The organism is Coprococcus hominis (ex Arizal et al. 2022) (assembly GCF_040094675.1).
GTDB classification, from domain to species: Bacteria; Bacillota; Clostridia; order Lachnospirales; family Lachnospiraceae; genus Coprococcus_C; species Coprococcus_C hominis.
In genome coordinates, this window is the sequence record NZ_JBBNHG010000041.1 from 18912 (window position 1) to 35213 (window position 16302).

Annotated in this window: 13 protein-coding genes; 1 reads left to right on the forward strand and 12 read right to left on the reverse strand. The window is 46.1% G+C overall.

The genetic code is table 11. From position 1 onward, the window contains the following. Window positions 1–33: 33 nt before the first annotated feature. The 3 genes from AAAT93_RS13005 to AAAT93_RS13015 form a co-directional block, all read right to left on the reverse strand. Window positions 34–876 carry an accessory gene regulator B family protein gene (locus AAAT93_RS13005; protein ID WP_227573171.1) on the reverse strand — a complete coding sequence of 281 codons (843 nt, stop codon included), beginning with the start codon at window positions 874–876 and terminating at the stop codon, window positions 34–36. Window positions 877–976: 100 nt separating this feature from the next. Further along, window positions 977–1123: a hypothetical protein gene (locus AAAT93_RS13010; protein ID WP_195541660.1), complete on the reverse strand. Its 147-nt coding sequence runs from the start codon at window positions 1121–1123 to the stop codon at window positions 977–979. A 246-nt stretch (window positions 1124–1369) separates the two neighbouring features. Then, window positions 1370–1789 carry a hypothetical protein gene (locus AAAT93_RS13015; RefSeq protein WP_195541659.1) on the reverse strand — a complete coding sequence of 140 codons (420 nt, stop codon included), beginning with the start codon at window positions 1787–1789 and terminating at the stop codon, window positions 1370–1372. Between the two features lie 127 nt (window positions 1790–1916). Between AAAT93_RS13015 and AAAT93_RS13020 the strand changes: the two genes are divergently transcribed. Next, window positions 1917–2648 (forward strand): sensor histidine kinase, encoded by a 732-nt coding sequence (locus AAAT93_RS13020; RefSeq protein WP_227573172.1) that lies wholly within the window; start codon window positions 1917–1919, stop codon window positions 2646–2648. Here the strand turns inward: AAAT93_RS13020 and AAAT93_RS13025 are convergent. The 9 genes from AAAT93_RS13025 to AAAT93_RS13065 form a co-directional block, all read right to left on the reverse strand. Further along, window positions 2643–3320 carry an N-acetylmuramoyl-L-alanine amidase gene (locus AAAT93_RS13025; protein WP_227573173.1) on the reverse strand — a complete coding sequence of 226 codons (678 nt, stop codon included), beginning with the start codon at window positions 3318–3320 and terminating at the stop codon, window positions 2643–2645. The two genes, AAAT93_RS13020 and AAAT93_RS13025, sit on opposite strands and share 6 nt — an antisense overlap. Window positions 3321–3377: 57 nt before the next feature. Then, window positions 3378–5180 (reverse strand): aspartate--tRNA ligase, encoded by a 1803-nt coding sequence (gene aspS / locus AAAT93_RS13030; RefSeq protein ID WP_227573174.1) that lies wholly within the window; start codon window positions 5178–5180, stop codon window positions 3378–3380. A 114-nt stretch (window positions 5181–5294) separates the two neighbouring features. Next, complete coding sequence (gene hisS / locus AAAT93_RS13035; protein WP_227573175.1) at window positions 5295–6557, reverse strand: histidine--tRNA ligase; 1263 nt, start codon at window positions 6555–6557, stop codon at window positions 5295–5297. A 36-nt stretch (window positions 6558–6593) separates the two neighbouring features. Further along, on the reverse strand, window positions 6594–8204 hold the full coding sequence (hemZ, locus tag AAAT93_RS13040; RefSeq protein ID WP_227573176.1) for a coproporphyrinogen dehydrogenase HemZ: 1611 nt from the start codon (window positions 8202–8204) through the stop codon (window positions 6594–6596). Between the two features lies 1 nt (window position 8205). Beyond that, the gene (locus AAAT93_RS13045; RefSeq protein ID WP_227573177.1) at window positions 8206–8838 is read right to left on the reverse strand and encodes an MBL fold metallo-hydrolase; all 633 of its coding nucleotides are present in this window, start codon (window positions 8836–8838) and stop codon (window positions 8206–8208) included. Between the two features lie 485 nt (window positions 8839–9323). Next, window positions 9324–11600 (reverse strand): RelA/SpoT family protein, encoded by a 2277-nt coding sequence (locus tag AAAT93_RS13050; RefSeq protein ID WP_227573178.1) that lies wholly within the window; start codon window positions 11598–11600, stop codon window positions 9324–9326. A 5-nt stretch (window positions 11601–11605) separates the two neighbouring features. Then, entirely contained in the window at window positions 11606–12130 is a 525-nt protein-coding gene (locus AAAT93_RS13055; RefSeq protein WP_227573179.1) for an adenine phosphoribosyltransferase, read from the reverse strand. 28 nt (window positions 12131–12158) lie between these two features. Beyond that, window positions 12159–14006 (reverse strand): single-stranded-DNA-specific exonuclease RecJ, encoded by a 1848-nt coding sequence (gene recJ / locus AAAT93_RS13060; protein WP_227573180.1) that lies wholly within the window; start codon window positions 14004–14006, stop codon window positions 12159–12161. Window positions 14007–14069: 63 nt separating this feature from the next. Beyond that, window positions 14070–16280, reverse strand: coding sequence for a protein translocase subunit SecDF (locus tag AAAT93_RS13065; protein WP_021986093.1), 2211 nt, complete (start codon window positions 16278–16280; stop codon window positions 14070–14072). Between the last annotated feature and the right edge of the window lie 22 nt (window positions 16281–16302).

Sequence of the window (16302 nt, forward strand, 5' to 3'; positions counted from 1 at the left end):
ATATTTTACCAAAGCACTTTCAGTCCCTGCTAGTTATTTCCCACGTCTGAAATCAAGCACCGCCTGATAACGGATATCCTGAACTAACCGTTCCTTCTGTTCGTCTGTCATAAGATTCATCACTGCATCTTTTTCCTGATCCGTAAAGCCCTTAAATGCGCTGGTTCGTTCTTTTCGCGTCATAGAGCGAAACTCCGTCGGATAATGGAGCAAGCCATTCATTCGTGCTTCATAATTCCGCGTACATTCCATAAATAGCTTTTCCGCCTCCTCCGACATCGACGGCGACGCATCCATATCCTTATAATTCAAATAGTTTTCTCTCATCACTACAACTCCTACCTCCACAATCTGTAAAATCAAAATCCATGCAATAAATGTGGAACAAGCAGGGTAGATCACCGAACAGATACTCAATACGCCTAGTCCGATCAAGCCTTTTTGTTGAATCTTCTTTTTTCGTTCTCCCTTGTAAACCGGTCGATTTGGCGATGGTAATGGTGCGATCGTCGCCATCAGATACATCGTAAACAGCAACAATCCCGCTACGACCGGATATGGAAATATGACATGTACACCGCCCGCCACTGCGATCACGTACACACTGACCGAAGCAACTGTACACCCGATGTTTGTTTTCATATGGATACCGCCCAGAAACCGGCGAACCAGATTGACCGTCACAAAGCAAAACAAAAATTCCCGGAAAAATCCAGATACTGAAAAGATAACAAATAGAACAAGATCTTTTTGCAAATCTCCCACAATTGATTCCACTGCATAGCATACTTTTGCACACTGCACATCTGCCACATCATAGTCACGTCCCACGAGATACCGTGTCACATGCTCCCCTATCCTATGATTGATACTCATAATTCATCCCCTGTCTTATGTTCTCCATGTGCTTTTTAACAAATGGGATATCCGCCAAAAGTCCGCACAACGGATACCCCCAAGTGTTTTGGTTGATGTACTAGTTCTCAGATTCTGATTCCATCTCGACTCTCATACAATCAGGAAGCTCCGGCTCTCCCCACAAGTTCTTGCATCCTGTAAGAGTCAGGATTACATCTGTCAAATCCTCCAACTGTGCAGCAACTGCTTTCTTCATATCCTTCATCACACATCTCCTCCTTCTGAAAGAATATTCTTCGAAATTCATCCCCAAATGAATTCCTATATTATTCTTAACATGATTAAAATAAATGCGCAATAGATTTGGAACGAACGACATTTCGTGGGGAATAGACAACATCCTTCTACACAATTATATACTTTTCAACCAGATAAACTTTATTACAAACAGCAATTGACATATTATTTAAATAATACCTATAATGTAATATAGAATAAAGGGGATATTTTACTATATGAAAACTTTTGCAATTTCAAGCAGCACATATATTATTGAGGCAGCAACCGAATTACTTTTGATCAGTTCCTTAATTGGAAAGAAGAAAAAAGACTTACTTTCACCATTTTTACCTCTTATTTTTATATGTGGAATAATAAATAATGCTCTATTCATTTTTATTCCAAACGTACTTGGTTGGTTTCTAGCTTTTCCTATATCATTAATTACATATAGCATAATTTTGCGCATCAGAGTATCTGCATGCATTTTCCCATTTCTCCTAAGTTTTGCTACATGTGGACTAATTGAAGCCATTACTGTGATTATTTTTCCATTTGCAATATTTACATTATCAGATGTTTCAACCCAGTTAGTTGGTAATTGCGTTATTTTTATAATATCAATATTTATTTCCCTCTTACCTCTTAACAAACTATACCTTTTTGCAAATAAGGGAAAATTAATATTTAAACTTATTCTTTCTTATGTATCATTATTATACATAGTAACCGTAGCTCTTACAAAAATTGATTCTATCGATGCCATTGCAGTCTTACCAATGACTGTAACCTTCATGGTAATTCTGCTACTTGCTGACATCATGGTATTAAACCAGCAACGCACAATTACAATTCAGCAACAGGATATCAAAGATTACCAGACCTATGAACCGATGGCACACGATCTGATCTCTGACATCTTAGGTAAACAGCATGATTTCAACAATCAGATGAATGCGATCCGCATGCTGCCATATACTTACAAAGACTATGATTCGTTAAGTGACGCGATCGCGAATTATTCAACATTTCTGGAAGAGGAGTTCAATGAATCTGAGCTTTTGAAGATCAATCTTCCGGTTGTTGCTGGATTTGTATTTAGTAAGATCAAAGAAGCGGAGCAAAAGGGCAGGCTGATCTCGGTCAAGATCAAGAACCGTTCCCTGATCACGCCGGTTCCAGAGTACGATCTGATCCGCATCTTGGGTATTCTAATTGACAATGCGATTGAAGCGACAGAACCCGGACATACATTCTCGCTGATTCTTGACAGCAAAAACGAACACATCCGAATTCAGACAAAGAACGAAGGAGGGGAGATTTCTTCAGAGCTGCGCAAGAAAATGTTTGTCCGTGGCTATTCTACCAAAACGTCCGCAGAAGTACGCACCTCCCGCGGACAAGGTCTGCCGAATCTGAAAGAATTGGTCGATCATTACAACGGTAAAATCTATCTGGATAACGAGACATTCCATGAACATACATGGATCTGTTTCACCGTCGAATTATAATTTGCAGATGGCGCGTGCAATCGCTGCCGCAACCGCCTGCTGATATTGTGGATTCTGCAAGTTCTCGCATTCTGTCGGATTGCTCAGGAATCCACACTCTACGATTACGCCCGGGCATTGACTGTTTTTCAGGATATACAGATCATTGCCCGTCTTAATCTCCCGTTCCTTCGGTGGCTGCAAATCGACGATCAACTGCGCCTGTATCGCTTCCGCCAGTTTCTTCGACATTTCCGATGAACCATAATAAAATACCTGCGGTCCGCTAATCTCTGCCTCTGGGTAGCTGTTCTGGTGGATACTGATCATATAGTCCGCGCCGGACGCATTGATCAGGCTCACCCGGTTATGCATATCAGATACTTTCTTGTTCGTCGCACCATTCGTTGCCAGACACACATCCCCCTCGCGTGTCAGGATTACCTTCACCCCCCGCGCCCGTAACTGTGCTTTCAGACATAGGGCAATCTGCAAATTCACATCTTTTTCTTTTACATTATCCACACCTATTTTTCCCGGATCATTGCCGCCATGTCCGACATCAATCACAACCGTCAAATCCCGTTTCATCCCCGCTTTGTTACAATACATCACACAATTCAGGATCAATAGCACCAAAAATACGGTAAATCCAAACAACAATCTGACTTTTTTCCGATCAAAAAACCGCATATGCAAAACTCCGGTCTCCCTTAGTCTATACATATGCGGTAATCTTCTTATTATGCTTTATTCTTCTGTCTCAGCTTCCGGCTTCGCGATTGCAATCCCAAGCTCTTCGAGCTGCTTTGCATCAACGGTATTCGGTGCCTCACTCATCAGGCAAGAAGCATCCTTTACCTTCGGGAATGCGATAACATCACGAATAGAATCTTCCTGTGCCATCAGCATAACGAGACGGTCAAGTCCGTATGCAAGTCCTGCATGTGGTGGTACTCCATATTTGAACGCATTTAACAGGAAACCAAACTGGTCGTATGCACGCTCCATTGTGAATCCAAGTGCCTTGAACATCATTTCCTGAATGTCATCCTGGTGGATACGCACGGAACCACCACCGATTTCTGTACCATTTAATACGATATCGTATGCCTTTGCACGTACTCTGCCCGGATCAGACTCGATATACTGCAGATCCTCTTCCATCGGCATCGTAAATGGATGGTGCATTGCCTGATATCTGCCAAGCTCCTCGCTCCACTCAAGCAGTGGGAACTCTGTGATCCATACGAAACGGTATTCATCCTTCTTCAGAAGGCCAAGCTGATTTGCGATTTCCAGACGAAGTGCGCCAAGTACATCATAGACAAGCTTGCTCTTATCTGCTGCAAAGAGCAGTAAATCGCCCGGCTTACCATTCATCTTCTCAACAAGTGCCTGCATCTCCTCGTCCTTCATGAACTTTGCAAACGAAGACTTCATTGTTCCATCTTCATGGATTGCAATATAGGCAAGTCCCTTTGCGCCATAACCCTTGGCAAAGTCAACGAGTGCATCAATCTTCTTTCTTGGCATTGCACCCTGACCCTCAGCATTGATACCGCGCACACTTCCGCCGGCTTCAATCGCATTCTTGAATACGACAAATTCACAATCCTTCACAACGTCTGTCACATCACAAAGCTCCATACCAAAACGGAGATCCGGCTTATCGGAACCGAAACGCTCCATCGCCTCTTTGTATGTCATACGCTGAATCGGAAGCTGTACATCGACACCAATGACTTCCTTAAACAGCTTTGCAAGCAGACGCTCATTGACATCGATGACATCATCGACATCTACGAAAGAAAGCTCCATATCGATCTGTGTAAATTCCGGCTGTCTGTCGGCACGCAGATCCTCATCACGATAGCAGCGTGCGATCTGGAAATAACGGTCGTAGCCGGAGCACATCAGAAGCTGCTTGTAAATCTGTGGTGACTGTGGCAATGCATAGAACTCACCCGGATGTATGCGGCTTGGTACAAGGTAATCACGCGCGCCTTCCGGAGTGGACTTACAAAGTGTCGGTGTCTCGATCTCGATAAAGCCTTCGTCTGCCATGAAGGAACGAACCAGTGTTGTCACCTTGCTGCGCATCATGATATTCTTCTGTAAGTCCGGACGACGAAGATCCAGATAACGGTATTTCAGGCGAAGATCTTCCTTCGTCTTGCTGTTCTCCTCGATTGGGAATGGTGGTGTATCTGCTTCTGCAAGGATACGGATATCCTTCGCGATGACTTCGATATCACCGGTTGCAAGATTCTCATTGACTGCGCCGCCACGCTTTGCAACCTCACCGGTAATTGCAACGACAAACTCGGAACGAAGCTTCTCCGCCTTTGCGAAGCTCTCCTCACCACAGTTTGCTTCTTCGAAGATTACCTGCAGAATCCCGCTTCGATCACGCAGATCGACGAAGATAATTCCGCCTTTGTTCCGGCTCTTCTGCACCCATCCCATCACGGTGACGGTATTCCCAATCATCGTATTATTTACTTCTGTACATCTGTGACTTCTGTGAAGTCCCTGCATTGACTCTGCCATTTTCATAGCCTCCTGTGTCTAAGTTAATTTATAAATACCCGCTCCCGTCTCTGTCGTTCTGAGTTCGCGATTATCTACATCAGCTACGGAGCGTTTTCATATCATAAATAATGGTTACCCCTCAAAGGAATCCGCATAGAACTCTTCGAACTGTGTATAGCCCTCTGTAATCATCTGATCCTTCTGGAACTTCTTGTTCTTCTTCATGATTGCGATATTCACGATCTGCCCCTCGGCTCTTGCCTGTTTTGCCTGCTCTAAGATCTTAAGCAGCTTGTCGCTTGGCATCTTTTTATCGATTAGGTATGCGGTCTTGTTCTTGCTTCCCGGTATCTCAAAATCGCGCTCGAGAAGCAGCATGATGATTCGCTCAAAACCGATGGAGAATCCACATGCCGGTGTTGGCTGACCGGTGAATTTGCCGATCATCTCATCGTAACGTCCGCCGCCGCCGACCGATCCGCCATACTCATCCATCGAAATCTCGAAGATTGGACCTGTATAGTAAGACATACCGCGTACCAGAGTCGGATCAAATGCCATCTTGAAGTCCGCACTCTTCGTGCTCTCCACACTGTCGATGATCGTCTTTAAGTTCTCAGCAACCTCTTCCGGTAAGAACGCGCCAAGAGTCTCCTTCAGATACTGTACGCCGCTAATGTCGGCTGTCACCTTCTCGAACAGTTCGAGATATTTTGTCACAGCATCCTCGGCATAGCCTTCCTTCAGAAGCTCTTCCCTGACGCCATTCAAACCGATCTTATCCATCTTATCGAGGATAATAAATACGGTATCATAATCAGCTTCCGCAAATCCGCTGTAAGCTGCCATCGCCTTTAAGATACGACGGTCATTGATACGGATCGTAAAGTTCTTGAAATCCAGCTTGCCAAGCAGTGTCGTCGTCGCTAAGATCAGCTCGATTTCTGCCAAGATTGTCGGCTCACCTAAGATATCAATATCGCATTGCATGAACTGTCTGTAACGTCCTCGCTGCGGGCGGTCGGCTCTCCATACATTTCCCATCTGCAACGCCTTAAACGGGCTCGGCAGTTCATTCGCATTGTTCGAATAATATCTACAAAGCGGTACCGTCAGATCGTAACGGAGTCCGCCGTCAACTAAGTCAAGCTCTTCCTTTGCCTCGTCGATCTTCAGCTTCTCACCACGTTTCAAGATCTTGAAGATAAGCTTCTCATTCTCGCCGCCCTGCTTGCTGTTCAGGTTCTCGATATGCTCGACACAAGGTGTCTCCATCGAATTAAATCCAAATGTCTTATAGGTATCCTTGATCAATGCGATACAGTAATCACGGATTGCCATCTCCTTTGGTAATATATCTTTCATGCCGGTTACCGGCTTCTTCTTCATTGCCATCTTTTTCCTCCCGCTTGTATTCATTCTCGTTCGATTTTAAAACGCTTTGCGCTTTCGGTCAAGCATTTCATCAAAACGGCTGATATAATCATCGACAGATTTGCAGTTTTCTACCCGCTCCACACGATTTTCTGCATGATAGACAAGCTTCGTCGACGCGCCCGCGCCCGCCGCAATGATATCTGTCATCTCTTCCATAATCAAAATATTATATAAGCATTCGCAGCCCGGCTTCGCATATCCGACATTCTCCAGATTGCCGCCGATATTTTTCTGCCGGTACAGATAATACGGTTCCATGCCAAGTGCCTGCGCCGTCTCCTGTGCCGCCGTATGCATCGCATCCATGTCATGATGGATTGTGGATTTGTAATCATCCATCTGCTGGTTCAGATTCGCTGCACGCTTGATTGCCAGGGAATGTACCGTCAGGCTCTCCGGTGCCAATGCCCGGATTTCTTCTAACGTATGTTTCATCGCGTGTAAGTCTTCTCCCGGAAGTCCCGCAATCAGATCCATGTTGATGTTATCAAAGCCCGCCTGCCTTGCCATCGCAAATGCTTCCTTCACCTGAGCCGCATTGTGCGCACGCCCGATTGTCCGTAGTGTCTCGTCATTCATCGTCTGTGGATTGATGCTGATCCGCGTCACGCCATATTCCTTCATCACCGCAAGCTTCTCCGGGGTGATGCTGTCCGGGCGTCCTGCCTCCACGGTAAACTCCACAAGCCCATCGGCAACCTCCGGTTCCTGCAGCCGGAATACGGTCTGAATCTGCTTCAATAGCACCGCAAGCAACTCATGCGAGATCGACGTCGGCGTTCCGCCGCCAATGTAGATTGCCACTAACCGTTTGTGCTTATACTGTTCTGCCACATAGGCTAACTCCTTACACAGCGTGTCAATATAGGTCTTTGCTTTCTCCGCATAAATCCCAATCGGATACGATGTGAAGGAACAATACAGACACCGGCTTGGGCAAAACGGAATCCCGACATACAGACAATAGTCGTTGTCAAGATCAATTCCCTTCACCAGACGATGCTCGTTTTCTGCCACCGTCGTTGCAAGCTCTGCTTTCTGCACGCTTGTGTCGTAGATATCGCGGTAATATTGTACGATTCTATCGTGTATTTCCTGCTGTTTTTCATGTGTCCGATCTACATGCTCCTCGGCATCATGTCCGTTCATGCCAGCTTCATCTGTCTGTTCCGCCAGATGCTCCAGAAGCTTCGTCATCGCGATCTTCGTCGGACGTACTCCCGTCAGGTCGCCCCACGGAAGTCTCCGGTCTGCAAACTGTCCAAGCAGCCGGTAAGACGCCATTTTCAACACATTTCGGAATTCTGGCTTATTCCGGTAATCAGCAAGAATCTTCGCCCGCAGTCCACAGGTGGATATCAACAGCTTATCCTTATACGCCGGAAGCTCTGGCACCTCCTGCAGATCATCCGGCTTGTCGCACTCATGTCCATGCTTGCACACAGTGAGAATCGTAAAAGCTTCCTCATATCGGATCAGGAGCCGCAGATCAAAATCGTCGGACAAGCCCGTGTCCTCGACGATCTTCACGCCCGGATAAAACGCCATGATCATCGCCCGCAGGTCGTTGTTATATAATTGGTTATTCTGGTCTAGCAGTATCATCTTAGAAATACGGATTGCCCGTCTTTTCCTTTCCAATCATTGTCTGTGCATCATGTCCCGGAAGCACGAGTGTCTCATCTGGAAGCACAAATAATTTCTCACGAATGGCATCTTCCAGAGCCTTCGCATCGCCCGTCGGGAAGTCCGTTCTTCCGACACTGTAGCAAAACAGCGTATCGCCGGTAAAAACTACATTCTCCTCTGGGAAATAATAGCACATGCCGCCCTTCGTATGTCCCGGTACTAACAGGCACTTACATTTCCGTCCAAGTACCTCGATCTCGGCGTCATCTTCCAAATAGATATCCGCCTGCGCCGTAAATGCTGCGCCAAATGGCGATGACAGATTCAGAGCCGGACTCTCCATGACTTCCTTCTCCTTAGCTGCCGCATACACCTTAATATCCGGGTACTCCTTCTTCACGCCAGCCAGCGCCCCGATATGGTCGAAATGTCCATGCGTCAAGAGCACCGTCGTTGGTGTCACACCTTTATCCTTCCAATCGCGAATCAACACATCTGCGCGATCCGCCGGATCTATAATAAGCGCTTCCTTCGTCTCTGTATCAACTACCGTATAACAATTCGTCGCACAGATACCAAGCACTTTCTTTGTAATCTCAATCTTTCCCATATATCTCCTTTCAAGGTAACGATTGCGGTAACCCGTAATTTGTGAATATCTGCCATGTTAATCTTTACTGTATAAGATGTATTGAAACTAAGAAGTACTAGATGTTCTGTTACATGTATCGATATCGTACGCAACCGCCGCCAATTCGCCATCCATGGCTCAGTGGCGGCTTGTTTGAACATCGTGTTCAAACATTGCTGAATATTCTCAGAACATCAAGAACTTCTAAGTTCCAAACATATTTATACAGTAAAGATTAACATGGCATATATATTCACAAATTACTGCATCTACCACAATCTGTAGATTGAGTTGGACACAATCTACCAATTCATATGCAGACCGTTGAAGCACGCTGGCACTTAATGAGCGACTGCTCTTTGTCGCGAATTTAGTACCACTGCGTGCTGAACCGAGCGAGAGCGCGTCTGCATGGAATTGCGCAGTTGTGTTCAACTCTTCCACCAATACGTTAATTCATACAATCAACCCGTAGTCCGCTCGATATCGATGATTCCCTCTACGTTCCGGATCTTCGCGATCAGCTTGTTGAGCTGCTCCTTCGAGCGAATCTCAAACTTCACGGAAACCGTCGCCTTGCCCTGCTTATTGACACGGACATTCATACCTGTCAGGTTGATGTTCTCCTCATTGAAGATCTTCGACAGCGAGAACACCAAACCCTTACTATCGTTCGCGTAAATGTTAATCTCCGTCATATACATCTTCTGATTCTGCAGCAGATCTTCAGACCATTCCGCCTCAATCAGACGTTTCCGGTCAAATTCATCCATGCAGAGGACATTTACGCAATCGGTACGATGAATGGATACTCCACGTCCACGCGTGATGTAACCGACGATCTCATCACCCGGTACTGGAGCACAGCAGCGTGAAAAACGCACTGCAACATCGTCCATACCTTTGACCACAATACCACCCTTGGCATGCTTGTGACTTTCGCCTCTGCCCGGTGTGTTGATCTTGTCAACAATCTGTTCCTCTGTGATCTTCTTTGCTTCTTCTTTTTTGTATTCTTCCTGCAGACGGTTGACAACCTGTCCTTCTTTCAGGCCGCCATGTCCGATTGATGCAAGCACGGCATCCCATGTCAGGAAGTTGTATTTCTTCATTACCTTTTCCTGCAGTTCCGGCAGCAAAAGGTTCGATAACACGATACCCTTTGTCTTACAGTATGCCGCCATCGCATCTTTACCACGCTGGATATTATCTGTCTTGTTCTCCTGCCGGAACCACTGGTTAATCTTCGTCTTTGCCTGTGAACTCTTTACCACAGACAGCCAGTCCATACTTGGACCTTTGGAGTTCTGCGATGTGATAATCTCAACACGATCACCATTATGAAGCTCTGTCTCGATCGGCACCTGCCGTCCATTGACACGCGCACCAATCAGCTTGTTTCCGACCGCCGTATGAATGCTGTATGCAAAATCAATTGGTGTAGAACCAGCCGGAAGATTCTTGACATCGCCCGCTGGTGTAAATACATACACCTGATCTGAAAACAGATCCAAATCTGTCTTGATGGCGTTCATGAATTCCTTGTTATCTGTCGTATCGGTCTGCCATTCCAGAATCTGTCTGAGCCAGCTTAACTTCTGCTCTTCGTTATCGTTCTTGCCACTGCCGCCTTCTTTGTATTTCCAATGTGCAGCAATACCATATTCCGCGGTACGGTGCATCTCGTAGGTTCGAATCTGAATCTCGAACGGACGACCACCCGGTCCAATCAATGTCGTGTGGAGAGACTGGTACATGTTCTCTTTCGGCATTGCGATATAATCTTTGAAACGTCCCGGAATTGGCTTGTATTTCTCATGAATAATTCCGAGTGCCGCATAACAATCCCGTACCGTATCGACCTTGATACGAATTGCATGAATATCGTAAATCTGGTCGAGCGTCTTATTCTGCGTGATCATTTTCTTATAGATGGAGAACAGATGCTTGACACGTCCGTCTACCTCTGCCTCGATGCCAGCTTCCTTCATATACTGCTTAACCTGTTCTACCATCTGTACGATGAAATCCTCGCTCGCATTCAGTCGTGTGGTGATCTCTTCCTTTAAGTTCTTGTATACCTCTGGATAGAGATACTGCATGGAGAGGTCATCGAGTTCGACCTTGATCTTGGAAATACCAAGACGGTGTGCGAGTGGTGCGTAAATATCCATCGTCTCACGCGACTTTTCGATCTGCTTTGCCGGTGACTGGTACTGCATTGTACGCAGATTGTGCAGACGGTCGGCAAGCTTGATCAGGATGACACGGATATCCTTCGCCATCGCAAGGAACATCTTACGCAGGTTCTCTGCCTGAACCTCGATCTTATCCTGTGACAGATCGAGCTGTGTCAGCTTCGTAACGCCATCGACAAGCAGTGCTACCTCTTCGGAGAATTCCTTTGCAATCTCCTCCCGCGTCATGACCGTATCCTCTACAACATCATGCAGGATTCCTGCTACGATCGTCTCTTTATCAAGTTCCAGTTCTGCCAGAATGATTGCCACGCAAAGCGGGTGAATAATATATGGTTCCCCGGACTTTCGCTTCTGACCTTCGTGCGCTTTGCTTGCAATCTTATACGCCTTCTCGATCTCCGACAGATCCGTCGTCGGACGATACGCGCGAATGGTAGCAATCAATTTTTTATACAATTCCTCCGGCGGCGTAAAATCCTCCGGTTTACTGATTTCTTTTTTCAGTGTATCATGTGGTATCTTATAGGTTGTATCCGCCATAAAAATCACTCACCTTCGTACTGTACAACAGATGCTACATCGTAGCCCTCCAGCAATTTTCTTCCTCCAAGATTGGTCAGCTCGATCAAGAAGATCATCTTTACTACCTCACCACCCAGCTCTTCGACGAGCTTGGCTGCTGCCTGAATCGTACCGCCTGTCGCTATCAGATCATCGACCAGTACAACCTTGTCGCCCGGCTTGATCGCATCCTTATGGATCTCGATCGTTGCAGAACCGTACTCCAGATCGTAGCTCATCTCGACTGTCTCACGTGGCAGCTTTCCTTTCTTACGAACCGGGATAAATCCCTTCTTGTTCATATAGGCAAGTGGTGCGCCAAAGATAAATCCTCTCGACTCTGTACCTGCGATCAGATCATAGTCCACTCCATCTAACAGCTTGTTCAGCTCATCAATTGCCAGTGCATACCCTTCCGGGCTTTCCAGTACACTTGTCACATCTCGGAATATAATCCCCTTACTTGGGAAATCCGGAATACTGATGATATAATCCTTTACACTCTTCATTTGCGCTCCTCCTACCTTCACGTATGCTCTATTTTGATGTTTCATAATATACGCTTTTCCGGATTGATACCGGCTCCATCTGAATCGAAACAGTTCCATTGAATTCGTTCTTCTTCATATGATACAGAATATCAATCAGTGCATGGTTTTGTAAACCCTTCAATATTTTATCACATTCTTTGTCTCCAAACCACACTTTTATGTTATCCAATAGCTCTTTTCCACGAAATACCATGCCGTTTATGCGCGTGCCATTGCCATCGACAAACGTGCAACGTGCGTATTGCCCTTCATTTCCAACCATTTTGATCGATCGAATACCCATTTTCACGATACCGAACAATGGTCTTACATTGGCAGTTCCGTATGGTTCCAGCTTTGCAAGCTCCTCATAGAGGGGCAATGTCAGCTGCTTGATGGCACAGGATTCATCCACATACAGCTTCTCGACGAGATCCGCGTCTGTCAGATTGCAATCCCGGTTTAACGCTTCGCGTAACGGTTCGAGTGCTTCGCGCGTAATCGTAAAGCCCGCCGCCATCGGGTGTCCGCCAACCTTCACAAACAACTCTTTATGTTCACAGAGCTTATCAAACATATTATACGTCTCAATCGAACGCCCGGAGCCTTTCAGTCCATGTCCATTTTCCGCATCGGTAAAAACAAGCGTCGGACGGTAAAATGCTTCCTTCAGCTTGCTCGCGATCAGTCCCGCGATGCTCTCATGAATCCCCGGCATATACAGGACGATAACCTTATCATCCCCGATTTTCTTTTCTTTCACACCATCTTCGGTCGGAATCATGCGAATATCCTTTCGCACCCAGTCCGTTGCCGTCCGCACACCGCGGTCGGTCATCTCCTTCCGCAGTTCGTTGAGCTTCGCCATATCCTGTGCCAGGCTTTCCGCCCGCGCCGGATCATCGGTCAGCAGCAGCTCCACGCCCTCTTTCGCACTTTCCAGTCGTCCGGTCGAGTTCAGACTCGGACCAATCCGGAAGCTCAAATGATGCACCTCGATTGGCTTTCCATCAAGACCTAACGCTTTCTTCAACGCATTGATTCCAAGATTCGTACTGTTCGTAAGTCTCCGCAGTCCACGCTTGACAAAGATCCGGTTCTCATCTGTGAGCGGCATGATATCACACACCGTACCAAGCGCTAAGATATCCATATAGGCATCTTCGTCTTCCCACGGAAGCTCCGTCACCCGGTATAAATGCCGGATGAATTTGTACGCCACACCAGCGCCGCATAAGTCCTTGTAGGGATATGCGCAATCCGGGCGGTGCGGATCGATCACGGCATCCGCGTTCACATACAGATAATTTTTTTCTCCGTTTTCCGTCACCTCGCACGGCACCTCATGATGATCCGTAACGATCACCGTCATTCCAAGTTCTTTCGCCCGGGTGACTGCGGTCTCCGCCGCAATTCCATTGTCACAGGTGATAATCGTATCCACGCCATCGGCGTATGCCGCTTCCACCAGCCGTACATTCATCCCATACCCATCCATGATCCGGTGTGGGATATCATAAGAGACATCTGCCCCTGCCTTTTGCAGCCCTTGATACAGAATATAATTCGATGTGATGCCATCTACATCGTAATCGGAGATAATACGGATTTTCTTTCCTGCCCGAATCTTTTCTTTCATAATCTGGCAGCCCTTGTCCATGTCCTTCATTAACGCTGGATCATGAGTGTATGCAAGATCATCACTCAGATAACACGCAACCGCATCTGGCTCCGTGATCTCCCGGTTCACGATGATATGCGCCAATATCGGGCTGATCGAGAACCGCTCTGCCAGTGCGCGGATATCTGCGGCTGGCTGTTTCACCCGCCATTCTTCTTTTTTGTACTCCGACATATCTGTGTTCCTCTCTTCTTCACTTAAAAATGGGGCTGCCGAAACAGCCCCACCTTATTTTACTTATGCATTTTTCTTGGAGAATTTCTTCTTCATTGTATACCAGAGTGGTCCGGTGATACATACAGATGAATAAGCACCACACACGATACCAAGCATCAATGTGAATGTAAATTCTTTCAGAGAAGTTACGCCCATCACGAACAATACAAATACCATGATAAAGGTTGTCAGGGATGTATAAATTGTTCTTGTAAATGTCTGTCCGATACTCTTGTTGACAAGCTCTTCCAGACTTTCTTTACTATCCTGTGTCCGCATATTCTCACGAATACGGTCGAAGATAATGATTGTCGCGTTGATCGAGTAACCTACGATTGTCAGCATACACGCAATAAATGTATTACCAACGGACAGTGTTCCGATGGAGTATGCCGCAAATACAACCAATACATCATGTACAAGAGCAAGCACCGCACTGACACCAAACTTCACGTCAGAGAACCGGAACGCAATGTACAGAAGCATCAATACAGAAGATACTGCAATCGCTACGATCGCATCTTTCTTCATCTCACCACTGATGGTAGAACTGATACTCTGGTTGTCCACTTCTGTTGCCTTAAACTGTGATTTCAACAGGTCGTCAATCTTTGCACTCTGCTCTTCTGTAAGCTCGGATGTCTTGAAGATAACCTGATTGTTTCCTTCTACTGTCTGAATCTGAATCGTTCCAGCATCAATACCCGCTGTTTCTGCTATCACTGGTGCAACCTCAGACTCTGCACGCTCCAGTGTATATACATCGTCCTCTGCAAAAGTAGCAGTTGTTGATGTACCACCGGTAAACTCCAGACTGTAATTTAATGACTTGCCAATTCTTGAATGGTTTACACCGAGGAACGCAAGTCCTGCAATGATCACGATCAAAGAAGCAACACCACAAATCTTGAAGTTCTTTACATATCCGTGAATCTTTGGCTCCTTTGCCTTACCATACATCTTTGGATTCTGTACGCCAAGCTCTAAGAACGAATTCAAAAGCATCTTTGTCACAAACAATGCGGTAAACATAGAAAGGACAATACCAAGCATCAATGTAACCGCGAATCCCTTGATACTACCAGAGCCAAGGATCATCAAAACAACGGTTGCAATCAAAGTTGTAATATTACCATCCAAAATCGCGGAAAGCGCTTTGGAGAAACCTGCCTTCACTGCCGCACGCACACCGCTGCCTGCAGAGATCTCCTCACGGATACGTGTGAAAATGATGACATTCGCATCCACTGCCATACCGATTGACAGGATAATACCTGCAATACCAGGAAGTGTCAGTGTGATGTGTCGGATGCTCAGAATCAAAAGCATCAATACAACATAACCTGTCAGTGCTAAGCTGGCAATAAATCCTGGGAAACGATACAGTACAATCATCAAGATACATACCAAGCCAAAACCGATCGCACCGGCGATCAAGCTTGTTGATACTGCTTTCTGACCAAGCTTTGCACCAACGATATTATACTGAATCTGCTTCAACTCCAGAGGCAGCGCACCAATCTTAATTGTTGATGCAAGGCTTTCTGCCTCATCATAGCTGGAAATCTTATTGATAACTGCATTACCATCTGTGATTGCACTCTGTACAGTTGGAGCACTTGCAACGGCTCCATCATAGATGATATAGATTGGCTTTCCAATATTGGCTGCAGTTGCAGTTGCAAACTTCTGCGCACCTTCATCTGTAAACTGAAGCTGTACAACATAATCCTTCACTGTACCACTGTCGTCCACACCTGCCTGTGCGTTCTTGATATCAGAACCTGTCAGAACTGCTTCGTATGCATCGTTCGTACCATTGTTCTGATTCTGCTGCCAGATTGTATAGTTCTCGGAATCAAGGAACAGAAGCTGTCCCGGCTGACCGAGTTCATCCAATACGTCATGCGCATCTACCTTCTCTGTGTTCAGAGGAATCTCAACCGTGATACGGTCATTTCCTTCCTGATACACTTCACCTTCTGAACTGTACGCATCGACTCTTCGCTGCAGCTTATCCACAGTTGCTTTAATCTCGTCGCTTGTCGGCTTCTCATCCTGAATCTCATAGGTTACGGACAAACCGCCCTGCAGATCCAGTCCCAACGGAACATTCGCAGTTTTACCGGATTCATTCTGTCCTACACCAGCGATTGCCATATAGATACCGCCAGCCAGAAGCAGGAAGAAAATAATCAGATTGATGACTGCTTTTCTTTTTGTTTTCTTCATCTTTTTGTCTCTCCTTCATTTA